This window comes from Arundinibacter roseus (genome assembly GCF_004348825.1).
GTDB lineage: Bacteria > Bacteroidota > Bacteroidia > Cytophagales > Spirosomataceae > Arundinibacter > Arundinibacter roseus.
The window spans coordinates 61,552-87,047 of record NZ_SMJU01000017.1; the positions used below are offsets into that span (position 1 = coordinate 61,552).

Here is a 25,496-nt window from a genome sequence, read left to right on the forward strand (position 1 = left end):
TCCCTCTCCCAAAAAAACAAAATCGTCGCCAACCTGCACTTTCAAAAAAGTACGGATTGGCGACGAATGACTTTTCAACTCAAAAAACTAGCTTATATCGTTCTCTACACCCGTATCTTTCCAGCTACGCGAGGCGGCAGAGGCTAGTACGGCTTCACATACTTTCTGGGTTTCGAGCGCATCCTGAAACGTCGGGGCGCAGGGCTCTCCGGTTTCGAGACTTTTGAAAAAATCGGCCACTTGATGCACAAAAGAATGCTCGTAGCCGATGCTCGTACCGGGAATCCACCAACGGCCCATGTAGGGTTGGTCGCTATCGGTCACCAAAATGGAGCGCCAGCCACGCACGATGGCGTCGTCGTCGTGATCAAAAAATTCCAGCCGGTTCATATCGTGCAAATCCCAGCGAATGGAGGCATGCTCGCCGTTGATTTCGAAGGTATAAAGCGCTTTATGTCCGCGGGCATAGCGAGTGGATTCAAACAGACCCAGGGAGCCATTTTTAAAATGACAATGGAAAATACAGGCATCGTCAATGCCGACTTTCTGCACCTGTCCGCTTGCCTGATGCACGCGTTCTTTGATGAAGGTTTCGGTCATTGCCGACACGTCAGTAATAGCACCGTTGATCCACATAGCCGTGTCAATGCAGTGCGCCAGCAAGTCGCCGGTTACACCCGATCCGGCAGCGTCGGAGTCCAGGCGCCATAGCGCCGTACCGCCCTGCGGCAGGTCGGGGCTGATGGTCCAGTCTTGCAGGAAGTTGGCACGGTAATGGAAAATTTTGCCCAATTTGCCGGAATCGACGATTTGCTTAGCCAACGTTACGGCAGGTACACGGCGGTAGTTATACCACACGGTATTTTTTACACCTGCTTTCTCGATGGCATCTACCATTGTTTGGGCTTCGGCCAATGTACGGGCAAGGGGTTTTTCACACAAAATCATTTTTCCGGCAGCCGCCGCTGCAATGGCAATTTCGGCATGTGTGTCGTTGGGTGTACAAATGTCGATTGCGTCGATGTCGTCACGGGCCACGAGGGCTTTCCAGTCGGTTTCGTACGACTCGTAGCCCCACTGTTCGGCAAAGGCTTTTACCTTGTCTTCACTTCGTGAGCAGGCGGCTTTCAGGACGGGGCGGTATTCGTATTCCGGGAAAAAATCTCCGAGTCTTTTATAGCCATTGGTGTGCGTGCGGCCCATCAAACCGCAACCAATGAGTCCAATTCTAATCTCTTTTTTATTGCTCATAGATGTAATAGCTGTTTAGGTAACCCAAGGTTCAATCAGTCGTTTACAGTTTTTTAATGTAATTTTTTCCGCTTTTAGACCAGAAAAGATTTTTAAATTGCCTTTGCTGTTCGCTGATTAACTTGTGGTTAAAGATTATTTATGTAAAAGAAAAAAGGTTAAAAATAGCTATCAGGCTTCATACCAGCCGTGGGCATTCCGAACCTTAATGAGCATCGCCAGAATGTCGTTCCAGGTTTGCTGCATGTGCATCACGCTATTCGGGAACATACATCCATCCCAGCAGATATGCTTCATTTTCTTGGTAAGATTGCCGTTTTCATCGCGCAGCCAGAAGCCGGCGTCCGCCGCAACGTCCAGCTTTCCGTTAGGATCTGTCGCCAGACAGTGGCGGCCCGTTTTGTCGTGCGAGCCGGTGCCATGCACCGTGCCGTCATTTTGCGCAACGTGAAAATCAATGGTCCAGGGACGCAGCGCATCGGTCAGCGTTTTGAGCGCGGCAGTCAGCGTTTCGCGGTCGTTCCAGTCAAAGTCTACGGGCAAAATACGGTCTTCCGGGCGGTTGTAGCCCATCGTATAAAGCAAGGTATGCGACATATCAGCCTGAAAACCAATGTTCGGACGGTCTACCGCTTCGAGCGTATCGATCATGGTTTTCCAGCTATGCATTCCTCCCCAGCAGATTTCGCCTTCGGCGGCGAGCTGCTCATTAAAATCGGCGGCTACGTCACAGGCTTCGCGGAATACGCCGGCAATAATTTTGGTATTGGTGGCAGGATCTGCCGCCCAGGACTCAGGACTTGTGGCTGAGTCGATCCGAATTACACCGGATGGGCGAATGCCCGCTTCGCGGAAAATCTTGCCAAAATTACACGCCTTACGCACCATTTCGACAAACGTCCGGCGGTCGTCATCAGTACCGAGTGTGGGCCCACCCCAAATCGGTGCTACGAGGCTTCCTACATTCAGGCCGTGTCCGGCGATTTTATCAGCCAGGCGTTTGATGTCATCATCAGAGCTATCAATATCGACGTGCGGACCCAGCAGACCGAGGTCCACTCCGTCAAATTTGACGCCGTCTACTTCGGCATTTGCGGTCATTTCGAGCATCGTGTCAAACGGAATCACGGGCTCTGAGTCGTCGCCTTTTCCTACAATACCCGGCCAGGTGGCATTGTGGAGTTTGGGATAATTATTTTCTGGCATGTTCCTTAGGTTTTTAGGTGTTAGGTAATTAATTAGTTGTTTTTAATTTTGACAGGTTTGGTCAGAGTCAAATTACTAGCTAAAATTTAATCCTGACCATTTCTTACTGATTATAAAACTAAATCGGGATTATTGGGGCCAAAGTGTTTGAGCATTACGAGCGGATCTACTGACGAGTGATTGGTAATCGTTACACCGGCCTGCGCTGCGCTTTCTGTGACAAAAAACTCATCGTTGGTCAGTTGCCCGTAGCGAATCAGCGCGGGGGTTTCGACGTTCCACTCGCCCATTTTGCCGTGCCCCTGCATCATAATCAGACCATAGGCAGCGGCGTCTTTTATGGTTACGGTAGCACCGGGAGCAACCGTCAACTCTTTGGCACTAAACGCATCCGATCGGTAGCATACCCAATTTTCCACATAGCCTTCGGCCTCCATTTCGGCCAGGTCACGCACGGGTTTTGGCCGCATAAAGCGGGTTTCGAGCAGGTTAGGATTTGTATTTAACTCCCAGTCAATCACCTCCATCAGCTGATCGTAGTCGCCCATGCGGTCGGCAGGCGTACCATTCCACAGAAGTTCTTCGGGAATAATGGCCTCATTGACCAGCGACTGATACATGGCAAACACGTCAGAAGCCTTTTGAGGCTCGTAGGTACACAGGCTACCGGGCGCGTGCAACATTCCGGGAGGCACGTCCCAGCCGGTGCCGGGAATCAGCGGAAAGGCCTGCGAGTACATCGTGATTTTATTATCACCTTTGGTAAAATTCATCAGGCATTCTTTAATCTCCTCTTTGGTAGTTCCGGGAGCAATTCCGAAAAAAGTGTAGGGAAAATCACCGCCGTGGTTGTTGAGCTGTGGGGGGAAATAGTACGCTTCCGGCTTGCCCAACTGCCCGATTTTGGCAGCATGCTCGTCGTTGTGGTGAATATGGTGAGGCAACGGACCCATGTTATCAAAAAACTTGGAATACATTGGCCAGCTTTGGTACTCATCCCACAGCCGATCACCGATGACCGCGCCTTTGAGTTCGTCGATGACGTCTTTTAACAAAATCTGCTTTTCTTCTCCACCATCCTGTACCACTACGGCACTTAGTCCTTCGTTCTCACCGGTTAGCGGACCATTTTTTGCGGGAGTTGTAGAAGACAGCCACCGCTCGTCAATACCGCCGCGCACACCGCCGAGTACATAGTAATCGTCCGGATGGAGTTTGATCCGGCGACCAGGTACACAAAAAGAACGAGGTACCCACGTAGGCGCAAGGCGCAAAATCCCTTTGCCCTGTTCGAGTGCCTGTGCGGCTAAGCTGCTTTTATTTAAAGTTTCCATTACTTAATTAGTTATTTGTTAGGCTCGATTGATTTAAAAAAGAAGAAATAGTTTCTGGTTGGTGTAGTACCTCCATCCGCAGGTTGTAGCTACGGCTTTCGCCAGGCGCCAGCTCAATCAGCGTGCCGAGTTCGCGGGCTTTGGCCTGCCCGATTGGCGGATGCGTACCCGGTTCGAGTCCGGTGACGTACTCGCCTTTGCCCCAATGTTGCCAGTTGGTCAGGCTCGGAAGTTCATTTTTATTGAAATGCACAGCAACGGCAAGGCCGAGCATCGGATTATAAATCCCGCAGTGGCAGTGCCCGGTTTCGTCGGGTGTTGGGTCAATAAATGCTGCTTCTTCGCCCGTTCCGGCGTGTGCATCAAGGGGAGCCGGACAGGTTTTGAACGTACCGCCTTCATGAAAAATCGGATTGTCCGGATTTCCGTCCCGCGACTTCCAGCTTCCGTTCCAGACGATAGATGCCCCTTCGTCTACCAGCGGATAGCCAAAATTGAGATGGTACAGCAGCATGTGTGAAGCGTTGGTATTGCCCCGGTTGATCACCTCATCGTGAATGTGCAGGTACGGTTCGCCCAGCGTTCCGGAAATGGTCCGGCGGAGTTCGAGCACGGGACCAAAAACGCAAACTTCACGGATTCGCCCGGTGATGCTCATGCTCAGGCGCCCCCGCTGCGGGTCAGGCTGAACGATGGATTCCAGTTCGGTACTACTGTTGCTGATGCGGCCATGCAGCCCGCGAGTTCCATAAGCGTCCGATTCGGGGCCGCCCACGTGCGATAATCCGCAGGTAGTAAGCAACCCGCCGCCAAAGGTTCGCAACCAGTTGATGCCCGAATCTGAAAATGGCGCAGGAGGCGTTATGCCAACCTGACTAAGCCAGGCCAGGCTATGTTGATTGTAGAAGGCATCGGCAATGTCCATGGCCCGATCCAGCACTACTTTGTAGCGCAGGCCGGTGCCCGTGTTGATCCAGGCGATGCGGGTACCTCGTCCGGAGCCATTGTCCAGCGTAGCGGTTTCGATTCCGCCAAGTTGCGCCGGATTTCCTGCTTTGTTGTTCCAGTGGATTACTGTTTCTTGATCCATAGCTAGTTAGATTTGGCTCAGTGTACACTTAACCAATCCAGAATTCGGGAATTAAAATCTTCGGTAGCTTCAAAATGGAACGCGTGTCCCAATTTTTCGTATAAAAACAGCTCAGCGCCCGGAATCGCTTCGGCGATTTCCTGCCCCATCCAGGCGGGAGTAAAAATATCTTCCCGGCCACCAATCACAAAGGTCGGAACCTGTATGGAAGGGAGCTGATCCAGTACGTCATGATTGATGCAGGCGGCCGCCTGTCCCTGCAGGCCGTGTAGCGGTTGCGGAAAGGCCGGATTTACCAGCCGTCCTGCTTCCAGTTCGGCACGTTTTTCGGGATTGTCCCAGCTGGACTTAGAAAAAATAAGGAGTTGTATATAAAGACTAAATTCCGCCGGAGTAAAACGTGCCTTGCAGTGCATCATGTGTTCAAAAATACCTTTGGCCATGGCGTCGCAACGCGCCCATGGACACATCAGCACCAGTGAGCGTACTTTTTCGGGATGCCGAAGGGCCAGTTGCATGGCAATGGTACTTCCCATGGACACGCCCACAACCCGTACTTTTTCAAGATTGAGGTGATCCAGTAGTCCGGCATAATCGTCGGCCATTTGTTCGGTGGTATAGGGTCCGTCGGGTTTATCCGAAAAGCCTACGCCCCGGTTGTCGACCAGGATGCAACGGTAATGTTTTTGCCATTCGGTGGCGTGCGGCTCCCACACGGATCCGGCGGCGGTAATACCCATGATGAGCAGCAGCGGCTCACCTGTGCCTCGTTCTTCGTAATACAGGTTGATTCCGTTGGTAGGTATGGTTGGCATGTGGTATTTGTCAAAAATCACTTTGGACGATACAATTCGTTTAGTTTTTTAAAGCCGGAACAAGTTCCTGATTGATCCACTGTCCATCGTGCAGCGTAACAAAATCAGGATCTTCCAGCGCTTCTTTTCCTTCATCTTCACACACAATCCAGCCACTATATTGGATGTCTTTGAGCCATTGCGTGATCGCCAGCAGATCTACTTTTCCTTTACCCATGAGGGCAAATTCCGGCTCGCCGTCCCAATCTTTATAGTGCATGTGGTTGATAAGCGAAGCATATTCCTGCATTTTTTCGAGCGGGTCCATGCCGCCATTGATGATGTGCCCTACATCGGGCGTCCATCCGGTTACCTTTGTATCCAGGCCTTCAAGTACCACTTTATAATCATCTGCCGTGCGGATAATGGATGTATGCGGAGAGTTAGGATGGAAACTACACGGAATACCTTTGGCCACCGCCCTTGCTGACACCGCATTGACAATTCGGATCAGGTTTTGCTGACGCACGTCGAGGTCGTGCCGACCGGTTGGAATTTGAACGGTACACAAAATAGCGCCCGGAAAATGAGTCAATAGTTCGATGGCAGCATCTGCTTCGGCCCGCTCAGTTTCGGTTTCTTCGGCACCGTTCCATTCGAGCGCTAGCGAGAGGGCGGCCAGTTCCAGGCCCTGCTCCTGAAGCTTTGCTTTGAGCAACCTGGCGTCACGCAGCTCGCCCATCCATGAAAAGATGGGCTGAATACCTGTAAAACCTGCCTGAGCAATAATTTCTATCATGTGGCCTAAGCGCCCTTCGTGGGTTTTCCCGTTTCCGCTCATATACCAGGTATAGACCTCTGAACCAAAACGAAAGGGAAGATTTGTACTCATGAATTACTAAAAATTTTGACGAATAACCGCCGTGATTAAAAAATGGTAATAGAACTAACTACGTATGTATTTGTATCAATTTACTTTTTCTTTACTACTACTTCTCCCGGCATAATCAACGCGTCCCAACCTGCCAGCATGGAAGGCTTTACTTGTGCTTTGTACCCATCAAAATTGAAGGTAGTAGGTGTGTAAGGCCCGACAAATGCAATGGGATTGGAAGCTTTAATCTGCTTTTCCATGCCCATTGCCCAGAAGGCCGCGTTGATAAGCATCCGTCTGAATCCCTCATTCAGAATATCTTCCGAAGCACCATGTGTAGTTGTAAAAGAGCGTCCGCTTTTGCCATTTTCTACCTGATAATTTTTGGTCCAGGCTACGGGTACGGGCTTTTTTGAAAGATCAGCGGGAGAGTCGGGCTTCATGCCATTAAGGGGTTGGTCGTAAGCCAAAACGGTGCCTTTGGGCTCAGCCGTGTAAGCCCCCGACTGCACCCACATATCTTTTACCCCTTTGAATATAGGATGATTTTTCTGCGATTCATCAATAATCAGCCGTGACGATTGCTTATGATTGGTACCATAGTGGCTCACCCAGGTTTCGCCCAGAATATATTTACCAAACCCATCTTTCCATTCTGTTTTGGGGCCGTTGTAGCGATAATCGTAATGTTGCCATTTCGGATTATTCTTGATATTGAACGCATGTGTCGACGTACGCAGCGCTACAATAGGCCCGCCCCGCCTGACGTAGTTGTCGATCTGCTGCATTTCCTGATCCTCAAAATCAGAAAACCGGGTAAAGAGTACCAGCAAATCTGCCGTTTCAAGGGCACTAAGTCCTTTGATAGCAGACCCGCCCGGCAGGATGTACCCTTCGTCGTCGAGGGCAAAAATCACGGTACAGGTAAATCCGTAGTATTTAGCCAGGATTCGTGCCAACGCGGGTAAACTTTCTTCGCCGCGGTATTCGTGATCGGAGGCAATGAAAACAATATTCTTGCCCAGACCGGGCCCTTTATCTCCCCGATAAACCACCCGAAAATCGCCCGCATCCAACTCGCTCGTCGGTCGGTTTCGGGCTGATTGTGTAAGGCTCAACGAAAAAAGAGCCACACAAAACGGCAGTATCCGACTCAGTAATTTTTTCATAGGGGGTGGTCAAAAACTTTATTTAAAAAACAATGAAGACTTACAGCCCGTACTTTGCGCTCATGCTTTGAATGAACGTAAATCCATTTTCTGCAATGTCCCACGGATCATTATATTCCCTCCACACGCCAATAGAATTGGCAAAATTTGGGTCGTTTCTGGAAAAAGCTTCAATCGTTTGCCAGCCCGAATACGAAATTGCCGCCAGGCCAGCATAGACCTCTTCCCAGGGAATATGTCCATCGCCGGGGGTCCCCCGGTCGTTTTCGCTGATGTGTACATGCGCCAGTACGGGTTGAATAGTTTGCAGCGCCGGGCCATATTTTTTTTCTTCAATGTTGGCATGATGTGTATCAAACATTGCCCGCGCATGCGGATGATCGATGCGCTGCACCAGTCCGGACAGTTGGTCCATCGTATTGCAGAGGTAGCATTCAAAACGATTCAGGGCTTCCAGCGCCAGCAATACATCAGCTTGTGCAGCATACTCAGCCGCTTCACGAAGCACCTCCGCCGCCCAGCCCAGCTCCTGCTCCTGTGCAGGATGTTGAGCAAAAACGGCATGCGCCGAGTGGAACGGCCCACACAAAATGCGCGCGTTGAGGTCATGCGTGCGATCGATGCTCCATTTGATACGGTCGAGGGCCTGCGCCCGGATGGTAGCCGACTCACTAATAGGATTTGTATCAGGGCCAACTACCGTAACAGCGGTTGTTTCCAGCCCAAGTTCAGCGGCATGAGCCCCGAAGCGTTTGTAGGCCGATGGGTCTTCGGCTGCGCCCACAAAACATTCTACGCCGTCATATCCAATTTTTTTCAGTCGGTCAACGATTGGAAATAGTTCATCTGAGACAACCGCCGACCAGGCAAGCACGTTAAAACCAATTTTTGTCATTCAATTTGTAATTTTTAAAATTCAGGAAAAGCTAACTTTCCTAAATATATTGCCTTAATTCAAGGCCTACAATAAAAATTTTGGAGAAAGTTAAAAGGATATTTATTGTTTGATTTGCAGGTCGCGATACTGCACCTTCATGGGCGGGCCTACATGTACCTGCACACCGAGTTTGCCTTTATTTTTGCCATTAACGGTATCATTGTCCGTTACATCGCTCATCAACTTTCCATTGATGTAATGCTGCAAACGATTGCCTTTGGCGATGATGTGAAAGGTATTCCAATCTTCTTTTTTGATTGATTCTTTCAGCGCATCCGACGTGCCCAACGAGCCGGTTACCTCACGGTTTGTCCAATTATTTCGGGCAACTTTTGAGCGTACAGCCGCAGGATCGGCATCTCCATCGTAGGGTTTTATTACCGATATTTCGCCACGATAGGCCAGCGTTGTGCGCTTGCGTTCTTCGTAGTTTTGCCCGGTATAATTTATTTTTCCATCAATATCGGCCTGATAGCCCCGAAGCGCAAACGGTACGTCCGTTAGCTGATCGCTGCGGTAATTGATGCCGGAGTTTCCTGCTTCGGTAATTTTGAATTCACCTTTAAACTCAAAATCAGCGGGCTCGCCGCCTTTCCAGATAATGAAGGAATTGGTTTTGAGCAGCGTCGTGGGGGTAATTTCTCCCACCAAATTGCCGTCTTCTACCCGCCAATAAGTTGGATCACCGTCCCATCCTTTGAGGGTTTTTCCGTCAAAGATTTTTACAAATCCGTCTTTACTCTTTTTTTGTCCGACACAGGCAGTAAAGCTGAGAAGAACCAAGGGCAGCAGGAAGCTTAGCGAAATAAGCGAAACAGTATTTTTTTTCATGAAATGTATTATATAAATATTTTTTTGAAATAAACCCGATACTCACAAGCTCCGTGTTTCTTATTTATTCTTCACCTAAGTTTCAATTGTTGCATAAAAAAAGGACAGGAAACCCCGTGAGCTCCCTGTCCTTCTGTATAGTGTTACTTACCTCCCTGAGGTTTTGCAGCCTGTGCAGAGAAGATCGGATTTTTCTCGTTTCCACCGGCTTTCAAATAGGCCACGAGGTCTTTCAGTTCTTCTTCATTCAAGCTGTTGATGAGTCCGGGGAGCATAATTGATACACTCGAATACTTGCTTGAAACGACATCTTTTTTGAGCACTTTTTCCACCATGTCAGGCGCAAATGGATTTTGCGAAACGTAGTAAGCCGTTTTGTCTTCATTAGTTATCCGGCCAACGATTGACTCCCCGTTTTTGAGCACGAGTTGCGTAGCTGCGTACTGATCGGAGATTACCTTGTTAGGCTCAATGATTGATTCGAGGATGTCTTTGGTAGAAAAACGGGTGGCAAGCTGCGTCAAATCGGGACCAATATTTCCACCTTCACCTGCCATCACGTGGCAACGACCGCAGGTAATGGCATTGTACATATCTTTTCCCTGCTGAAAATTCCGGTTCGCCAGGTTTTCCACCAACGGCAAAGCGGTTTCTGTTTCCCACCGTCTTCCGGGGCCTTTTGGATACACGCTTTGGGCGAGGTCGTTGCCATTTTTGGTCAGTAGATCTCCACCTGACAATTTATCATACGCTTCGCGTTTTCCTTCGGGGACATTCGCCAGCGCCATTTTACGGGCTTTATCCATGAAACCAATGTAGCTTCGGCCAGCCTGATACGAGAAGGCCTTGCGGAACCATTTCATGTATTTCTCCTGGGTTTGGGGAGTCCAGCCGGTTTTGGCGGCGCTCAGCATCGTAGCCAGGTAGGTTTGCTGAGCGGGCGGCATTTTTTCAAGCGTTTTGGCAATATCGAGTCCATACTGCGGGTTCCGCATGATGAGGTCAGCTGAAGACGTAGCCGTTTCGCCACCCGGCATGGTATTGCCCTGATCGTCCTTTTTATCCATCAGCGCCAGTGTTTTTTCAATGACGCCGGGCGCTTCTAGTGTAATCAGGATTCGGGCAAGGGAGCGATCCAGTTCGGCAGAATTCGACGGGTAACCGGGATTCAGGCTAGCCACAATTTTGCCTTTTTGTGCAGCGTCAGGCTGTCCCAATCGCAAAATCACCAGTTCATAGGCACGGATCAAATCAATTTTCTGTGATTCGCTCAGGCCTTTGAAATTAATTTTCAGAAGATTTTCATTGAGCGCACTTTTTACACTTGCGTCGCCGGCACGGGCCAGCGCAATTGCTGCCTGAATAGCCGTCACGGGATCTTTTTCCTGCAACGCTTTATCTTTCCACTCACTAACGGGCTGATGCTCCACAGCAATGCGGGCCGCATAGCGGATAAAGCGATCGGGGTTTTTGAGCTCCGGCCAGGCTGCCGCCAATGCTGCGCTGTTGGGGCCTTCATGAAATTTTTCGAGGCTTCTTCGTAGTAGATTTTCCTTGTTTACAGGCGGTACAGGTGCCGAAGAAAGCAACGGTTCGTTACCGGTATAGTGTACCCGATACAGGTCTGATTCGAGACGACGGCCGCCGGTCAGGAAATAAAGCGCCCCGTCAGGACCAATGACACCGTCGGTGAGCGGTAGCGGCACGCCCGACAAAAACTCTTCACGCTCGGCAGCAAAGGTCGATCCCGAGGGTTTCAGGTGAATAGCATGTACAATACCAAAGGACCAGTCGAAGGCCAACAGGGTATTTTTATATTTTGCAGGAAATTTGGCGTTGCTTGCGTGCAGCATGCTCGTGGGTGAGCCTTGCCCGATATTGATAATAGCAGGAAGGTTGTCGGGCAAGGCAGGTGACCACTTGCTATTTCCGGTACGCCAGCCAAACTCGCTTCCGCTCGTTGCGTGAGAAATACGCGTAGGGCGATACCAGGGCGAACCAATGTCCCATTCCATGTCGGCATCATACACAAACAAGTCGCCGGTTTCGTTAAATGCCATGTCAAAGGCATTACGGTAGCCGGCACTTACGAGTTCCCATTTTTTACCTTCGGGATCAACATTAGCCACCCATCCACCGGGCGCCATGCGGTCGTTGGCGTGGCCACGGGGATCTTTGATAAGCGGAAACAGGTTGTCTTCCTTCCAGGTTTTTGGCAGGCGGTAGGCATCCATTTCGGGTGCGTCGGTATGGTTTCCGGAAATTACGTACAGCGATTTTTTGTCGGGAGACAAAATTATGCTGTGCGGGCCGTGCTCGCCATTTCCTTCCAGTTCTTTCAGCAGCGTAACTTTATCATACTGATCGTCGCCGTTGGTATCCTGCAAGCGATAAAAACCACTGTGCCGGGGAAGTTCAGGCGTTACACGGTTGTTGACCATCACATACAGGCTATTAAACGCATATAGCAATCCATGAGCCGTACCCATGCTTTGGCTAACAGAACCGTCTCCAATTTTCAGTTTTTCAACCTTAGGCGTTGTGGATGCTGCACCAATCGCCGGAATCGTGATGCGGTACAAAGCTCCATACTGATCGGAAGCAATCATGCGGCCTTTGTCGTCAAACGCCATAGCCACCCATGAGCCTTGTCCATTTTCCGAAGGGCTGTACAAATGCTCTGCTGTAAAGCCCGGTTGCAACTTTAATTTATCCGCTTTGGAGTCATCCGGACGGGGATGTGTCGGTGCAAACGGCGCCATTTTTGTGTAAAAGGCTCCCAGCAGGACCACAATTCCTAACCCCAAAAGAGCTTTGGACAGAAAAGTACCAGCTGATGATTTTTTGTTAAACATGTGATTGTTTTTTAATTGGTAAAAAAACGCTTGAAAGAACGTACTGATTTTGGGCTCGAATTGGACAAAACCTTAATTTTCTAAAACTTGTGTGAGGACTTAGTTCTGCTAAAAAAGCGTAAAAATGTGGATACATACTTGTTTTCAGGAGGGCGATTCCGAGAAACCTTATCTTTGGTTATTATCTAATTAATGGCTGTTTACGAATAATTTAATCCTTCTTTTGTCAAAAAAAACCACGTTTTTCTTATAAGGGAGAGAGCCTGATTTCAGATTCTCTCCCCCAATCTCCTAAAAATTAGGACTCAAATCAGCCTCTGCGGCAGGAAGTCCGTAGTACAGATCCAGATTCGTGAATGCATCGCCCGGTACAAATCCATCCTTCGGATAATAGTACTTTGCTTTGTCGGCTTTGACGCGGTTTCCATAGGCAGTAATTACTTCCACGAGCCTTCCGGTTCGTACGAGATCGTGGAGACGCTTGGCCTCAAAAGCGAGCTCAACCCGGCGTTCCTGATATATTGCGGCGCGTAGTTCGGTTTGAGAAGAAGCCGTTGTGTTTTCAAGACCCGCACGGTTTCGTACCTGATTCAGAAACGGAATGGCTTCACCCAATTTGTTTTGCTCCATTAAAGCCTCCGCCATAAATAGTAGTACTTCTGAGTAGCGGTAAACGGGCCAGTTCATGCCGTGGTTGTTATGCAGCGAATGAGGCTTGGCGTATTTCTTAATGTGAGGAAACGTTTTGTTTTCATGCAGTGCGCCCGAAAGCGTAATGAAGCCGACCGATACATCTTTTCGCTTATCACCCGGCTCGTACGCAGCGATGATATCGGGCGTAGGTATATTGTTTCCTTCGCCTGTAATTGGCTGAGGGTTAGACGTTCCTGTAATCGTCACCAACTCATTTGGCGCCATTGGCGAAGGCAGCATTCCGTACAGAAACGTACCGTTCAAACCCTGTGCGCCTTCCAGATACTGTACTTCAAAGACTGACTCGCTGTTGTTTTTATTTCCGGAAGTAGTTGAAAATACATTTGCATAGTCCGGAATGAGACTGTACTGATTACTGGTAACAATAGTTCTCAGCACGGCCTCGGCTTCGGCCCATTTTTTCTGAATCATATAGACATTAGCCAGCAAAGCCCCGGCCGATCCCGACGTAGCCCGGCCTGCTTCCTGCACAGATTTCGGCGGCAGTAACGTCAGTGCCTCCTGAGCATCTTTAATTACCTGAGCGTAGAGTGCTTCTCCTGTTGCCAACGGTAGGGCAGCTGCACTGCGTTCGGCTACAGGGGTTAGATGCAGCGGCCCCCGGTTGAAATACCGCACCAGATCAAAATAGGCAAGTGCCCGCAGAAACAGCGCCTGACCTTTCAGGTTGTTTTTGGAAGCCGCCGGCATATCTACCCCATCAATCAATGCCAATATTTGGTTGGTCCGGGCAATGATCTGATAGTTTTGTCGGTATACATTCAGTACGTGAGAGTTAGTCGTAATGCCATTGGCTGTCGGTACGTTAAAGTCTGCGAGGTTTCCCTGATTCTCGGTTGCGCCAAAGAGGATATTCCGCACATACCGGGCATTGTCTGAATGCTGCTCACTCAGCAACATCGAAGGTCCATTGTGTATCGCCCGCAGAGGCACGTAAGCGCCATTGACGGCTTGCTGAAAGTCAGCTTCGGTTTTGAAAAAGGTAGCTGAGCTGAGGGCGGTTTCGGGCGTAATGGTCAGAAAGTCCTCTGTGTCGCAACTTGCCAGTGCGAAGCTCAGGAAACAGGTTAATATAAGTGCTTTTTTCATTCTATATATTCGTTAGAATTAGGAAAGTAAAGAGTAAGTAAATCAGGCATTTTGCCTAGAAATTGAGGTTGATACCAATGGTTGACGTACGTGGAACCGGGTAGTTTGATAAATCTACGCCGGGACTCAGGTTGCCACCATCGCCCTGTCCATTTTGCTGAGCACTCGTTTCAGGATTTGGTCCACCCCAGTATTTGGTAAATACCGCCGCCTGCTGAATAGACGCATAGAGACGGGCTGATTTGAAAAATTTATTTTCAACCCCAATCGTATAGCCTAACGTAATGTTCTTAATCGTAAAGAAGGAAGCATCGGCCACGAAGCGGCTGTTTTGCCAGTCACGCTCGATACCCGTCACAGTCCCGCCACCGACAGTCGTTCCAAAAAATCCTTTCCCGGGATTCTCCACCGAACGGAAGCGGTGTTTTACTTCTTTCATCAGGTTAAACACGCCGTCAAGATTGGTCGTACTGTATAGGTGACGAACCCACAGTTGATTGCCATACGAACCGGAACCTACAATGCTCAGGTCAAAGTTGCCGTACTGAAAGTTGTTGGTAATACCGTAGATGAATTTTGGAAAAGGATTTCCCAGGATCGTGCGGTCGTCGTTGTTGCCACCGTTGGTGAGTACCCCATCTCCGTTAACATCAACCAGCTTGATACTACCCACCGTTGAGCGTCCCGGCACAATGGGTGAGTTTCTCAAATCTTCTTCATTGAGATATACTCCGTCGGCCAAATGCCCGTAGAACTGCCCGAAGGGCTTGCCAACCTGTGTAATGTGGTGCAGGCCGTACACCCGATCAATGCCATCGGCCAGGGCAATTACTTTGTTTCGGTTGAACGAAATGTTGGCGTTGGTTGTCCACTGAAACTTTCCGGTGGTATTGCGGGTCGTAAGGGCTACTTCGTGTCCCCAGAATTTAATTTCTCCAATATTGTCATTGAAGTTCCCAAAACCTGATTCCTGTGGAATTTGCACGGCATAAAGCAGGTTGGTGGTGTTTTTGGTGTAGTAATCGTAGCTCAGCTGTATGCGGTCGTTCAAGAGCCCAAGGTCAAAACCCAAATCAAGCTGTCGGGTAGTTTCCCAGCCAAGGTTGGCATTGGCCAATGAGGTAACCACGGCACCGGCCGCCACGTTGTTTCCAAATACGGCATTGACCGTATTATTGATCAGAGCGTATTGGGTATAATTTCCGATGTTGTTATTTCCGGTTACTCCAAAACTTGCACGTATCTTGGCAAAAGAAACTTTTGTCTGATTTTGCATGAAATTTTCATCCGACAACACCCATCCGGCCGACACGGATGGGAAAGTTCCCCAGCGGTTATCGGACCCAAAACGCGAGGAGCCGTCACGACGAATGGAGGCCGTAAACAGGTATTTTCCTTTATAATTATACGTCAGGCGCGAAAGCAGCGAGGTAAGCGCCCACTCCTGTACGCCGCTATTGGTACCTCCCCGGTTGACGTTGATCGCTCCCTGAATCGTGGGAAGACGGTCGTCAGAATACGTATCGGCCTGAATCCGGCTTGACTCTCGGCGGTATCTTTGATTGGTATATCCGGCCAGAATTTCAAAGTTGTGGTTATTAATGCTTTTGGCATATGTAGCCAGGTTTTCGTTCAACCAGCCAAAATCCTGAATATATTCCCGAATAGAAACCGCCGTGGTAGGTACGGGCGTATTAATGGCGCTCGTAGCCGTAGAAGGATTAAAAAAGAAGAAATTGGTATTTAATAACTCCGCATTAATGGTCGATTTCAGTGTCAGTCCTTTGATAGGACGGTATTCTACGTAGCCATTTGAAAGAATGTTGGTAGTTGTGGTTTCGTTAATCAACTCGTCGGCGGCCCGCACCCAGTTGGCATAGGCAAAGATATTACCCGTACTTGACGGGAAACGGTTGAACTTGGTCAGCTCTCCATTGTCGTCATAAATAGGCATAACAGGCCAGGTATGCAAGGCATTAAACAGAATACCCGTGCCCCGGTCGCCGTCTGTTCGGGGAGTGTTGTCGTAGATGTATGAAGGAGCAATATTAAAACCAACCGTCACTTTATCGGACACTTTGTAGTCCGAGTTCATCCTGAGCGAATACCGTTTGTACGAGTTATTAAGCACTACGCCCTGCTGATTGAACACCCCCGCTACAACGGCAGTGTTCAGGCGCTCTTTGTTGGAAGTTAGCGTCAGGTTATAGCTTTGGATGGGTGCACGGCGCAGCAGAGCATCGTACCAATCGTTGTTTTTCCCTTCATAACTCGACGGATTCTGAAACTCGGCGGGTACGGGTGAGCCCTGATCTTCGTAGTATTCTTTTTTGAATTGGGCAAATTCCACGGCATCCATCATCTGCAACCGTCCTTTCATAGGCACAACCTGCGTACCTACGAAGGTGTTGAAACTTACGTTGGTTTGGCCACTTTTTCCACGTTTGGTTGTAATCAATACTACACCATTCGCCGCTCGTGAACCGTAAAGAGACGTTGAGGCCGCATCTTTCAGAACCGTAATGTCCTCAATTTCATCGGGGTTAAGTGCACCGATATTTCCCGCAATGGGAAAGCCATCAATGACGTACAAAGGTTCGCTTCCACCTGAAACCGATAGCTGACCACGAATCCGGATGTTCATTCCCGTTCCCGGCTTTCCGGTGGTTTGGTTGATCTGAACACCGGCCAGGCGTCCCTGCAATTTCTGACCGATTTGCGATACCGGAATATCCATTAATTCCTTCCCGGTTATTGTTTGTACGGCTCCTGTCACCTCCTTTTTCGTCTGACTACCGTATCCTACCACAATCACTTCCGAAAGCGCTTTGGTGTCAGTGGCCATCGTTACGTTTACGGTAGTACGACCGCCAATTGCTTCCTCAATACTCGTAAAACCAACATACGAAAACACAAGGGTTCCGGTAGTAGCAGGAATCGTTAACGTATATACGCCATTGGCATCGGTGGTGGTTCCGGTAGTTGTTCCTTTCAGCACTACACTTACGCCGGGAAGTGCCACACCGGCTTCGTCTGTTACTTTGCCCGTTACCGAGGCAACGGAGGCCGATACGGGAATCGCTCTTAAAGTACTGATTGACAACGGAATTAGAAACAAAAACACAAGCATAGTCTGTAAAAACCGGGATGGCAACGACTGACGCCTGACTCCAAATAATTGGATAGGTAGCAATTTTTTCATAATTTTGAAAGTTTTGTTTTGGTAAAAATGGAACAAATCGCCCTGCATGCTTCTCCCCAGAAAAATGCAGAATGACGGGTGAACAACGCAACCGGTAGTGGTGGAACACTATCGGTTGTTTTTTTAGGTACTCATAAAAAGTTTAAGTTTTAAAGTGAAACAACTTCATAAAGTACAATTAATTAAGGGTTAGGAATAGTCAAATAATTATTAATAAATGGGTACAAACTGATAATTTAAATTGAGTGCCGGATACAGTTGAGAGCTTACTACCACAGCTAATCACTTATATTTTATTATAGCGGTAAAATATATTTTGCAATTATTCAATTGTTACCATTTAAAATTTACTAAGTGCAAATCTAGAACAATCCCACAGGCAACTGTCCTACACTGTCTACTTTTTCAATCTTTTTATTAATAAAAAATCAAGATATAATATAAAAGCTCCCACTCACTTTGTATGAGGCTGCGCAAGAATGAAAAATAGGTAGGCATATATAGGACAACCCTCCAAAACTTACAGTAAAGGAGGGTTTCGAAGCAGTAAAAAGACTTTTCTACTTGTTTTAAGCGCTATTTTGAAGAAAACAAATAGCCATTGGTTAGACCAATAAATCCAGCACGGCTTTTCCTTTCCCGTCAGGAGTTGTATAAAAGGGCCGCTCTTCGATTTCGTAATGTGTGTCGGGCGCAATGCCCAGCGCATGGTAGATGGTTTGATGAATTCCGTCAATTTTCACCGGATTCTCAATCGTCTTACAGGGGCGTTCATCAGCTGTTTTTCCATAGACCGACCCACGTTTCACGCCCCCGCCAAACATCAGTATGGAGCAACCATCGGTGAAATGTCGGTGCATGCCATAGAATTTCATGTCTGTCAGAATTTCGGGTTGATTGACCTGCTCCTGAACTTTGGCATCCGGGCGGCCTTCCACCATCATATCGCGACTAAACTCACTCGCCAAAATAATCAGCGTGCGATCCAAATGCCCGGTTTTGTCCAGGTCCTGAATAAGTTGGGCCACCGGGCCATCGATCATTTTCTTCATATCAATCAGCCGCGTATGCCCATTTTCGTGCGTGTCAAAACCCATAAAAGGTTCATATTCAGTAGTTACACTTATAAAACGGGCACCTTGCTCGGTAAGGCGACGGGCCAACAGGCAGCCGAGTCCAAAGCGACCTGTGTTATATTTGTCATAACTTTCTTTGGGTTCGGTACTCAGGTCAAAGGCTTTGGCCTCCGGAGAATTCAGAAGCATGTAGGCCTGTTCCATGGAGCGCCGCAGCGACTCTTTCTGATAATCACTCCCAAACTCCCCCACGGGACTATTGCCGATGAGCTCATTGTATAATTGATTGCGACGTTCAAAACGCCGGGCATCCATCCCCACCGGTGGCCTCACGCTATCGAGCCCCTGCGTCGGGTCGGGGATAAAAAACGGACCGAATTCATTGCCCAGAAAACCAGCTGTATGAAACGCCTTCAACTCTTCGGCTTCGCCTACCGTAAAGCGCTGCCCAATGTCAACGAAAGCGGGAATCACGGGATTTTTTGGGCCAAGCTCCTTAGCAATCCACGAGCCAATATGCGGCGCAGCCACGGTTTGCGGAGGTTCGTAGCAGGTATGCCAGTTGTACTGATGCCGCGAGTGCAGAATATGCCCCAAATCCGCAGCGACGTAGGACCGAATCAACGTACCTTTGTCGAGTACTTTCCCGATAGATTCGAGCCCTTCTGAAAAATGAATCCCATCGAGCGCGGTAGGTACCGATTTGAATGTACTTAATACCCGGTTACCCTCCATTCCTTTTTCGAAAGGCGTAAAGCGCTTGGGATCAAAGGTTTCTGTATGCGCCATACCACCGGCCATCCAAAGCAGAATCACGGTATCAGCGGTTCCGTTGGTCTGTCCGGTTTTCCGACATCCTGAAAGCAAATTAGATACAGGCGCACCAGCCGCCAAAGCTGCCAGGGTGGCAGCACTTGCACGCTGCAAGAATTCACGTCGATTCCAATGATTTTTCATACCTGATTAGTTGTATAGGCAACACGGATTGTTGGGATGCTGCATTTTTCTTTTTGAATACTATTTTCAATAAATCAGCTGAAATTCAGGATGTAACGCCAGCGCCCACATCAAATCCTGTACACCTTCTTCGCCCGGCCCCAGCAGGCGTTTGGCGGTATCCATTTCTTTGGGAAGCGGGTTTCGTCCCAGGGCTTGCAGATACAGATTTTGAATGAGTGCATGCTGATCTGAAAAACGTCTTTTCCATATTCGGGAGCCTGCTGCGAGCGCTTCATTGAACTTGATGCCGTTGGTTAGTTCAAGGGCTTGCAGTAAGTTCGCCTGTGAGGTACGGTTCGTGCTGACGGTCTCGCGATTGGGACGCCCAAGTGCTGTCAGAAACGGATCATTCTTGACCAGAGAGGCCCGTGCGAAAGCCAGCTCAGTGGGCAATCTTTCAGGAAATAATTTATACATCACCGCCGAATCCGGATAAATAGGTGCAAAGGCTACACTGACGGCATCCGCAAACTGCTCAGCCGTGAGACGGCGGCGGGTCATGCCTTCAAACACGTAGGAAGGTGAGGCAATGAGCTCAGGCTCCTGAACGCCTACGGAGGGCAGTTGATACGTTTTGGAGGTAAGAATGATGTAAATAAGCCGCTTGATGTCGTAGTTGTTTTGCACAAAATCGTAGGCCAGCCAGTCGAGCAAATCCTGGCTCCACGGCAAATTGTCCATCGCATCTACCGGCTCCACAAGGCCACGGCCCATCAACTGCGCCCAAATCCGGTTGACGAGCGTACGGTACAAACGGCCATCTTTGGGCTGAACCAGAAAATCGGCAAGCTCGCGAAGCCGCTGTCCGATGGGAGCATCTACCGAGATTTCTCCTAGTTCCTGAAACAAAATGGCTCGTCCGGCCATTTTTCCCGTAGGTTTATCGCAGCGATTTATTTCCAATAATGAATCCGAAAATACATTCGCAAACGCGTAGGCATCAGCTAATTTCCAGTCGCTGATGAAGCTGTCGTGGCAGGATGCACATTTTAAATTTAACCCTAAAAATACCTGCGCCACGTTTTGTGCTGCCTGCATTTCCGTCCGCTGACTTGAATTAATAGTACCCCGCCATTTGATTCCTTTCACAAAGCCTTCCGATTCTTTGGCAGGGCTAATGAGCTCACGTACAAACCAGTTGTATGGTTTATTGGTTTTCAGAGAGGTATATAACCAATTCGTAATATCGCTGCGGCCACCCGTAATGTAGCCCGTACCGGAATAATCGTTGCGCAAGGCATCGTTCCAAAACGTGATCCAGTGCTGCGCGTAGGCGTCGTTTCGGTTGAGCAACTCTCTGACCAGCTGCTCGCGTTTGTCGGGACGGCGATCGGCCAGAAAAGCGTTAACGACCTTTGGCTCGGGCAGCAGACCGACTACATCCAGATACACGCGCCGCAGGTACGTGCGGTCGTCCACTGATTTTTTCCAGGAAATGGAATTTTGTTTAAAATAAGCATTTACAAAGCGGTCTATGGGCTGTGAAAACTCTGCCGTTGCCGGTGGGATTTCGGGCAAACGCGGCGCAAGATCAGCCACGCGGTAGATACTTCTTTCTGCACCATCAGGCCACGGGGCTCCTTGCTCAACCCAGTAGGTCAAAATCGCTACTTCTTTTTCAGTTAGTCGTTTGCCTTTGGTAGGCATCGCTTCTTTGTGTCCATCGGGCAGCGAAATACGTCGAATCAACTCACTTTCCTGCGGCCTTCCGGGCACTACTACTACGCCATGCTCGCCTCCCTGCATGATGAACTCCCGCTTGTCGAGTCGCAGCTCGCCCTTCATTTTTGTAGCACTATGACAACTATAACAGGAATGCGCCAGAATAGACCGGACTTCCAGATTCAAGTCTTCGACCTGCTGCCCGGTCAGGGGCTGACCGTTGGAAATGAAAGAAACGGGCAACTCAGACGAAGGCGAGGGATCATCAAATGGAAGCACTTCGGTGAGGTAGCTTTCGCCATGCGTAAGCATTGCGCCATAATGCCCCGCAACTATTACTCCGCTAACGGCCACCAGCAACAAGCCCCGGTAAAGGCGCTGCCGATGAGTGCGCAAGGCCCAGGCCGTAGCGAGTGTAAACACGAGGGTAGCAATTCCTGTCCATTGATGAATCTGCACGGTATCGCCGCCATAGTCTTCCTGATTGGCGAGAATCAATCCAAAGGCTACCGAAACGAAAGCAGAAATAGCGCTGATGAATACAAGAGCCGGAACGCCCGCCCGAAGACCAGCCCAGGCTTTTCGCCAGCTGAGCACTTCGAGCAGCAACGCTACACAAAGCAAACTCACCGGAAAATGGACAATCATAGGATGCAAACGGCCTAAAAACTGCCAAAGCCAGAACGAGGTGGTTGGTTCCTGCACGGGTACAAAAAGATAAGAAATGAAGGGTATTTTTTACATACAGAAAAAATCTGTTTTCAGGCTATTTGGAGCTGACAATTCCCCGGTAGGGTACCTGAATATCTATCTTTCCTTTCCATTTTTTTGGCACATTTTTACCTAATTCCCAATGAATTGCATTAATTATCAGCCGCTGAAAAGCTTCTACCTGAAAATCTTCGGGATGGCCCAGCGTAGTCATAAATACGCGCGCACCGGCGGGGTTTTGCCAGGTCCAGGCTACGGGATTATCAATAGCTTTCTCCGTGTTTGGATTCACAGATTTTCCCATGAGCAAGGGCGAAGCACCCGCTGCCGGGTAGGCGGGCAGAACCTTATAAAGCCACGACGCTACGTGAAAATCAGATGCAACGCCCCGAAGAATCGGGTGTTTGGCAGCGGCTTCAATCACTTTTACGTCGGTAGTGCTTTCGTGTCCATAGTGCGTGTGGTTGGCTTTGCCGCCCCAACCGGGAGGTGCACCAAACGCCCGCTCGCCGAAGGCGTTCCAGGCTTCCAGTTCGTGGCCTTTGGGATAATTAAAAGCATGCGTACTGGTTCGGAAACCCATCACAGGTTTTCCTGAGTTGAGGTATTCATCTATGTAAGCCAGCTGCTCTTTGGGCAACCGCCGCCAGCGCAGAAAAAATACGGCGAGGTCAGCCTCACGCAGGACTTCCAGCCCGGGGATATTCTCTTCGCTGTTCTGATCGGGTGACGAAGAGATCACTTTTGTTCGGATGTTATAGTTTTTTTCAAGCTCTGCTGCCAGCAAAGGCAAGGTTTGTTCACCGCTATACTCATGATCGCCCGCCACAAATACAACAAGGGGCCGCTTGTCTTGGGCAGACTGCGCTGAGGATAAAGTACTAGCGGTTAGAAAAAAGGCAATTAGTATGAAAAAGTACGAGCTAAGGCAAAAACCACGGGCAGGTCCGGGAGAAATACAGGTTAAAAACGAGCGAGTGCGTTTCATAATTGATTCTTAGGAGTTCAGAAAGACTATTTTTTGTACATAAAGCCACAGGAAATAAAAACATACCCAAAAGCCCGGAATTACAAGGCGGGCTGTATCCTGACAACTTTATCAGATGCGCCTGCCGGACTTTCAAGCTGAAACTCAGAACCAGGTAGTTTTTTCTTTTCTGTTGATAAAACCTCTCCTGTACGGACATCGGTCCATACCAGCTGATAGGTTCCCGCCGGAAGTTTTACAGTAAGCTGAGCCGGAGTTGCCAGAAGAGGCTCAATGTAGGCAATCCATTGACCGGCGTCGCGCATGCCATAGGCAAATGCACCCTGTGTATGTATCAACCAGGACTTGTCGGGTTGAAGTGTAGATAATTGTAAACTTTCCAGATAATTTTTCAGGATTTTAAACTGCCTGCGCAACGCAGGGCTCCCACCTCCGGGGGCGTTGTTGGTGAGGTCTGTTCCGGCTTCACTTCCCACTGAGAATGAATAGTCAAGATGATTGAATAAGCCTCCGCCAGCCATCATAAAACGCCAGGCCTGCCGACGGTACGTTTGATCGTCTTTCCCGGCAAAACCTGTTTCATTAAACCCAATGACTTTGTTTAATCCGTAATTCAAAGATACCGCCTCGGGCGAAGCATAATGAAATGTGTACAAAGAAATGGCAGGATCAGAAATGGATACCGGAAGTTTGAAATTGGCAATGTTGTGCGAAATCAAATGCTTTTTAGGGAGTTTTTTTTCTTCGTCTACAATCCAGCCCGAAACCGTCTTATGCCACTCGGCAGAGGCCTGAGAAGCTATTTCCAGCGTATTTTTCCATTGGTTGCCGGGCTGTTTCAAATCAGTAGCAGCGAGGTAGTCATTCCAGACCAACGCCGTATCTTTTCCTTCGGCCCAGGGTTCGTTCTGAATTTCAAAATAAAAATTATCAAAAGCATTTAGCTTTTGAACCAACTTTCGGGTATAAGCTTCCTGAAAGCCCAGGATAGAACCATTGTTTAGTGTATTGACCAACTGAGGCGCCAAATCAGCGGGTGTATTGTTGCTGTTGTTCGCTCCATGAAACGGATGATAAGCCCAGCCTGCGCCATAGTACGCAGAGAAAAGCGTGATTTCGACGATAATTCCCCGTTGCTGCGCTTTGTTCATAAAGTCTTCCAAACGACTGAAAAAGGCGTCATTCCATTGGGTAAGGTCGTAGGTTTGTTCCAGCTTTTTCCAGGGAAGTACCAACTTTTCTTCGGCAGGTGCCAGCGTATTTTTTTCTATCCCAAAAGCCCCGGGCCGCTCGTAGTAGGCGCCTGTAAACAGACGCGTGGTATTTAATCCGTCATTTTTTAGCGTAGTGAGGTAAGTGTCATAGTCAAAATCAAGGTTAAGAACGGCTCCATAATGCTCGCCCGAGCCAACAACCACCAACGGTTTGCCTTTGTACTGAAAGTAATGCGGGTTTTGTGGCAGGAGTGTGAGTGTCTGAGCAATGCCTGTAAATGCTAGAACAAGCAGCAAAATGAGTAGAGATAATGACTTTTTCATGAATAACCTAAGTATTTATTTCAATTTGCAAGTACATCTATTTTCAAGAAAAAGCCTGAATGTGATCTAATTTCCTTAAAAAATCTTGTACCGGATAATGCCATTTTACAAACATCTTGCTTTGTATGAAGCTTTATGCGCTACATCAGCCTCGGAGAGGCGTAACGTTTGTAGTAGTAAACAATATTTCAAATCAACCGACAAGCCTCGGAGAGACGTAACGTTGGTAGTAAACAATATTTCAAATCAACCGACAAGCCTCGGAGAGGCGTAACGTTTGTAGTGAACAATATTCCAAATCAACCGTCAAACCTCGGAGAGGCGTAACGTTTGTAGTAGTAAACAATATTTCAAATCAACCGACAAGCCTCGGAGAGGCGTAACGTTTGTAGTAAACAATATTCCAAATCAACCGACAAGCCTCGGAGAGACGTAACGTTTGTAGTAGTAAACAATATTCCAAATCAACCGACAAGCCTCGGAGAGGCGTAACGTTTGTAGTAAACAATATTCCAAATCAACCGACAAGCCTCGGAGAGGCGTAACGTTTGTAGTAAACAATATTCCAAATCAACCGACAAGCCTCGGAGAGACGTAACGTTTGTAGTAGTAAACAATATTCCAAATCAACCGACAAGCCTCGGAGAGGCGTAACGTTTGTAGTAAACAATATTCCAAATCAACCGACAAGCCTCGGAGAGGCGTAACGTTTGTAGTAAACAATATTCCAAATCAACCGACAAGCCTCGGAGAGGCGTAACGTTTGTAGTAAACAATATTCCAAATCAACCGACAAGCCTCGGAGAGGCGTAACGTTGGTAGTAAACAATATTCCAAATCAACCGACAAGCCTCGGAGAGGCGTAACGTTGGTAGTAAACAATATTCCAAATCAACCGACAAGCCTCGGAAAGGCGTAACGTTTGTAGTAAACAATATTCCAAATCAACCGACAAGCCTCGGAGAGGCGTAACGTTGGTAGTAAACAATATTCCAAATCAACCGACAAGCCTCGGAGAGGCGTAACGTTTGTAGTAAACAATATTTCAAATCAACCGACAAGCCTCGGAAAGGCGTAACGTTTGTAGTAAACAATATTCCAAATCAACCGACAAGCCTCGGAGAGGCGTAACGTTGGTAGTAAACAATATTCCAAATCAACCGACAAGCCTCGGAG

The 25,496-nt window shown here is 48.6% G+C and carries 16 protein-coding genes; all 16 read right to left on the reverse strand.

The features are described 5' to 3' along the window. Positions 1 to 87 precede the first annotated feature (87 nt). Positions 88 to 1,251 (reverse strand): Gfo/Idh/MocA family protein, encoded by a 1,164-nt coding sequence (locus EZE20_RS21045; RefSeq protein WP_132121459.1) that lies wholly within the window; start codon positions 1,249 to 1,251, stop codon positions 88 to 90. Between the two features lie 171 nt (positions 1,252 to 1,422). Continuing rightward, complete coding sequence (locus EZE20_RS21050; protein ID WP_132121461.1) at positions 1,423 to 2,457, reverse strand: sugar phosphate isomerase/epimerase family protein; 1,035 nt, start codon at positions 2,455 to 2,457, stop codon at positions 1,423 to 1,425. Between the two features lie 110 nt (positions 2,458 to 2,567). Next, positions 2,568 to 3,791: a class I mannose-6-phosphate isomerase gene (locus EZE20_RS21055; protein WP_132121463.1), complete on the reverse strand. Its 1,224-nt coding sequence runs from the start codon at positions 3,789 to 3,791 to the stop codon at positions 2,568 to 2,570. 7 nt (positions 3,792 to 3,798) lie between these two features. Then, entirely contained in the window at positions 3,799 to 4,881 is a 1,083-nt protein-coding gene (locus tag EZE20_RS21060) for an aldose 1-epimerase family protein (RefSeq protein WP_132121465.1), read from the reverse strand. Positions 4,882 to 4,898: 17 nt separating this feature from the next. Further along, complete coding sequence (locus EZE20_RS21065; protein WP_132121467.1) at positions 4,899 to 5,696, reverse strand: alpha/beta fold hydrolase; 798 nt, start codon at positions 5,694 to 5,696, stop codon at positions 4,899 to 4,901. 40 nt (positions 5,697 to 5,736) lie between these two features. Beyond that, entirely contained in the window at positions 5,737 to 6,567 is an 831-nt protein-coding gene (locus EZE20_RS21070; protein ID WP_132121469.1) for a sugar phosphate isomerase/epimerase family protein, read from the reverse strand. An 80-nt stretch (positions 6,568 to 6,647) separates the two neighbouring features. After that, complete coding sequence (locus tag EZE20_RS21075) at positions 6,648 to 7,718, reverse strand: ThuA domain-containing protein (protein WP_132121471.1); 1,071 nt, start codon at positions 7,716 to 7,718, stop codon at positions 6,648 to 6,650. Positions 7,719 to 7,758: 40 nt separating this feature from the next. Beyond that, on the reverse strand, positions 7,759 to 8,613 hold the full coding sequence (locus tag EZE20_RS21080; protein ID WP_132121473.1) for a sugar phosphate isomerase/epimerase family protein: 855 nt from the start codon (positions 8,611 to 8,613) through the stop codon (positions 7,759 to 7,761). Between the two features lie 102 nt (positions 8,614 to 8,715). Next, on the reverse strand, positions 8,716 to 9,486 hold the full coding sequence (locus tag EZE20_RS21085) for a 3-keto-disaccharide hydrolase (protein ID WP_132121475.1): 771 nt from the start codon (positions 9,484 to 9,486) through the stop codon (positions 8,716 to 8,718). Positions 9,487 to 9,629: 143 nt separating this feature from the next. Then, positions 9,630 to 12,341, reverse strand: coding sequence for a c-type cytochrome (locus tag EZE20_RS21090; RefSeq protein WP_199879933.1), 2,712 nt, complete (start codon positions 12,339 to 12,341; stop codon positions 9,630 to 9,632). Between the two features lie 291 nt (positions 12,342 to 12,632). Beyond that, positions 12,633 to 14,144 carry a RagB/SusD family nutrient uptake outer membrane protein gene (locus EZE20_RS21095; protein WP_132121477.1) on the reverse strand — a complete coding sequence of 504 codons (1,512 nt, stop codon included), beginning with the start codon at positions 14,142 to 14,144 and terminating at the stop codon, positions 12,633 to 12,635. 55 nt (positions 14,145 to 14,199) lie between these two features. Beyond that, the gene (locus EZE20_RS21100; protein ID WP_228713933.1) at positions 14,200 to 17,346 is read right to left on the reverse strand and encodes a SusC/RagA family TonB-linked outer membrane protein; all 3,147 of its coding nucleotides are present in this window, start codon (positions 17,344 to 17,346) and stop codon (positions 14,200 to 14,202) included. A 605-nt stretch (positions 17,347 to 17,951) separates the two neighbouring features. After that, complete coding sequence (locus EZE20_RS21105) at positions 17,952 to 19,379, reverse strand: DUF1501 domain-containing protein (protein WP_132121479.1); 1,428 nt, start codon at positions 19,377 to 19,379, stop codon at positions 17,952 to 17,954. A gap of 66 nt (positions 19,380 to 19,445) precedes the next feature. After that, positions 19,446 to 21,731: a DUF1549 domain-containing protein gene (locus tag EZE20_RS21110; protein WP_199879934.1), complete on the reverse strand. Its 2,286-nt coding sequence runs from the start codon at positions 21,729 to 21,731 to the stop codon at positions 19,446 to 19,448. Positions 21,732 to 21,849: 118 nt separating this feature from the next. Next, positions 21,850 to 22,782, reverse strand: coding sequence for a ThuA domain-containing protein (locus tag EZE20_RS21115; protein WP_132121481.1), 933 nt, complete (start codon positions 22,780 to 22,782; stop codon positions 21,850 to 21,852). A gap of 80 nt (positions 22,783 to 22,862) precedes the next feature. Beyond that, the gene (locus tag EZE20_RS21120) at positions 22,863 to 24,320 is read right to left on the reverse strand and encodes a cellulase family glycosylhydrolase (protein ID WP_132121483.1); all 1,458 of its coding nucleotides are present in this window, start codon (positions 24,318 to 24,320) and stop codon (positions 22,863 to 22,865) included. Positions 24,321 to 25,496: the final 1,176 nt, after the last annotated feature.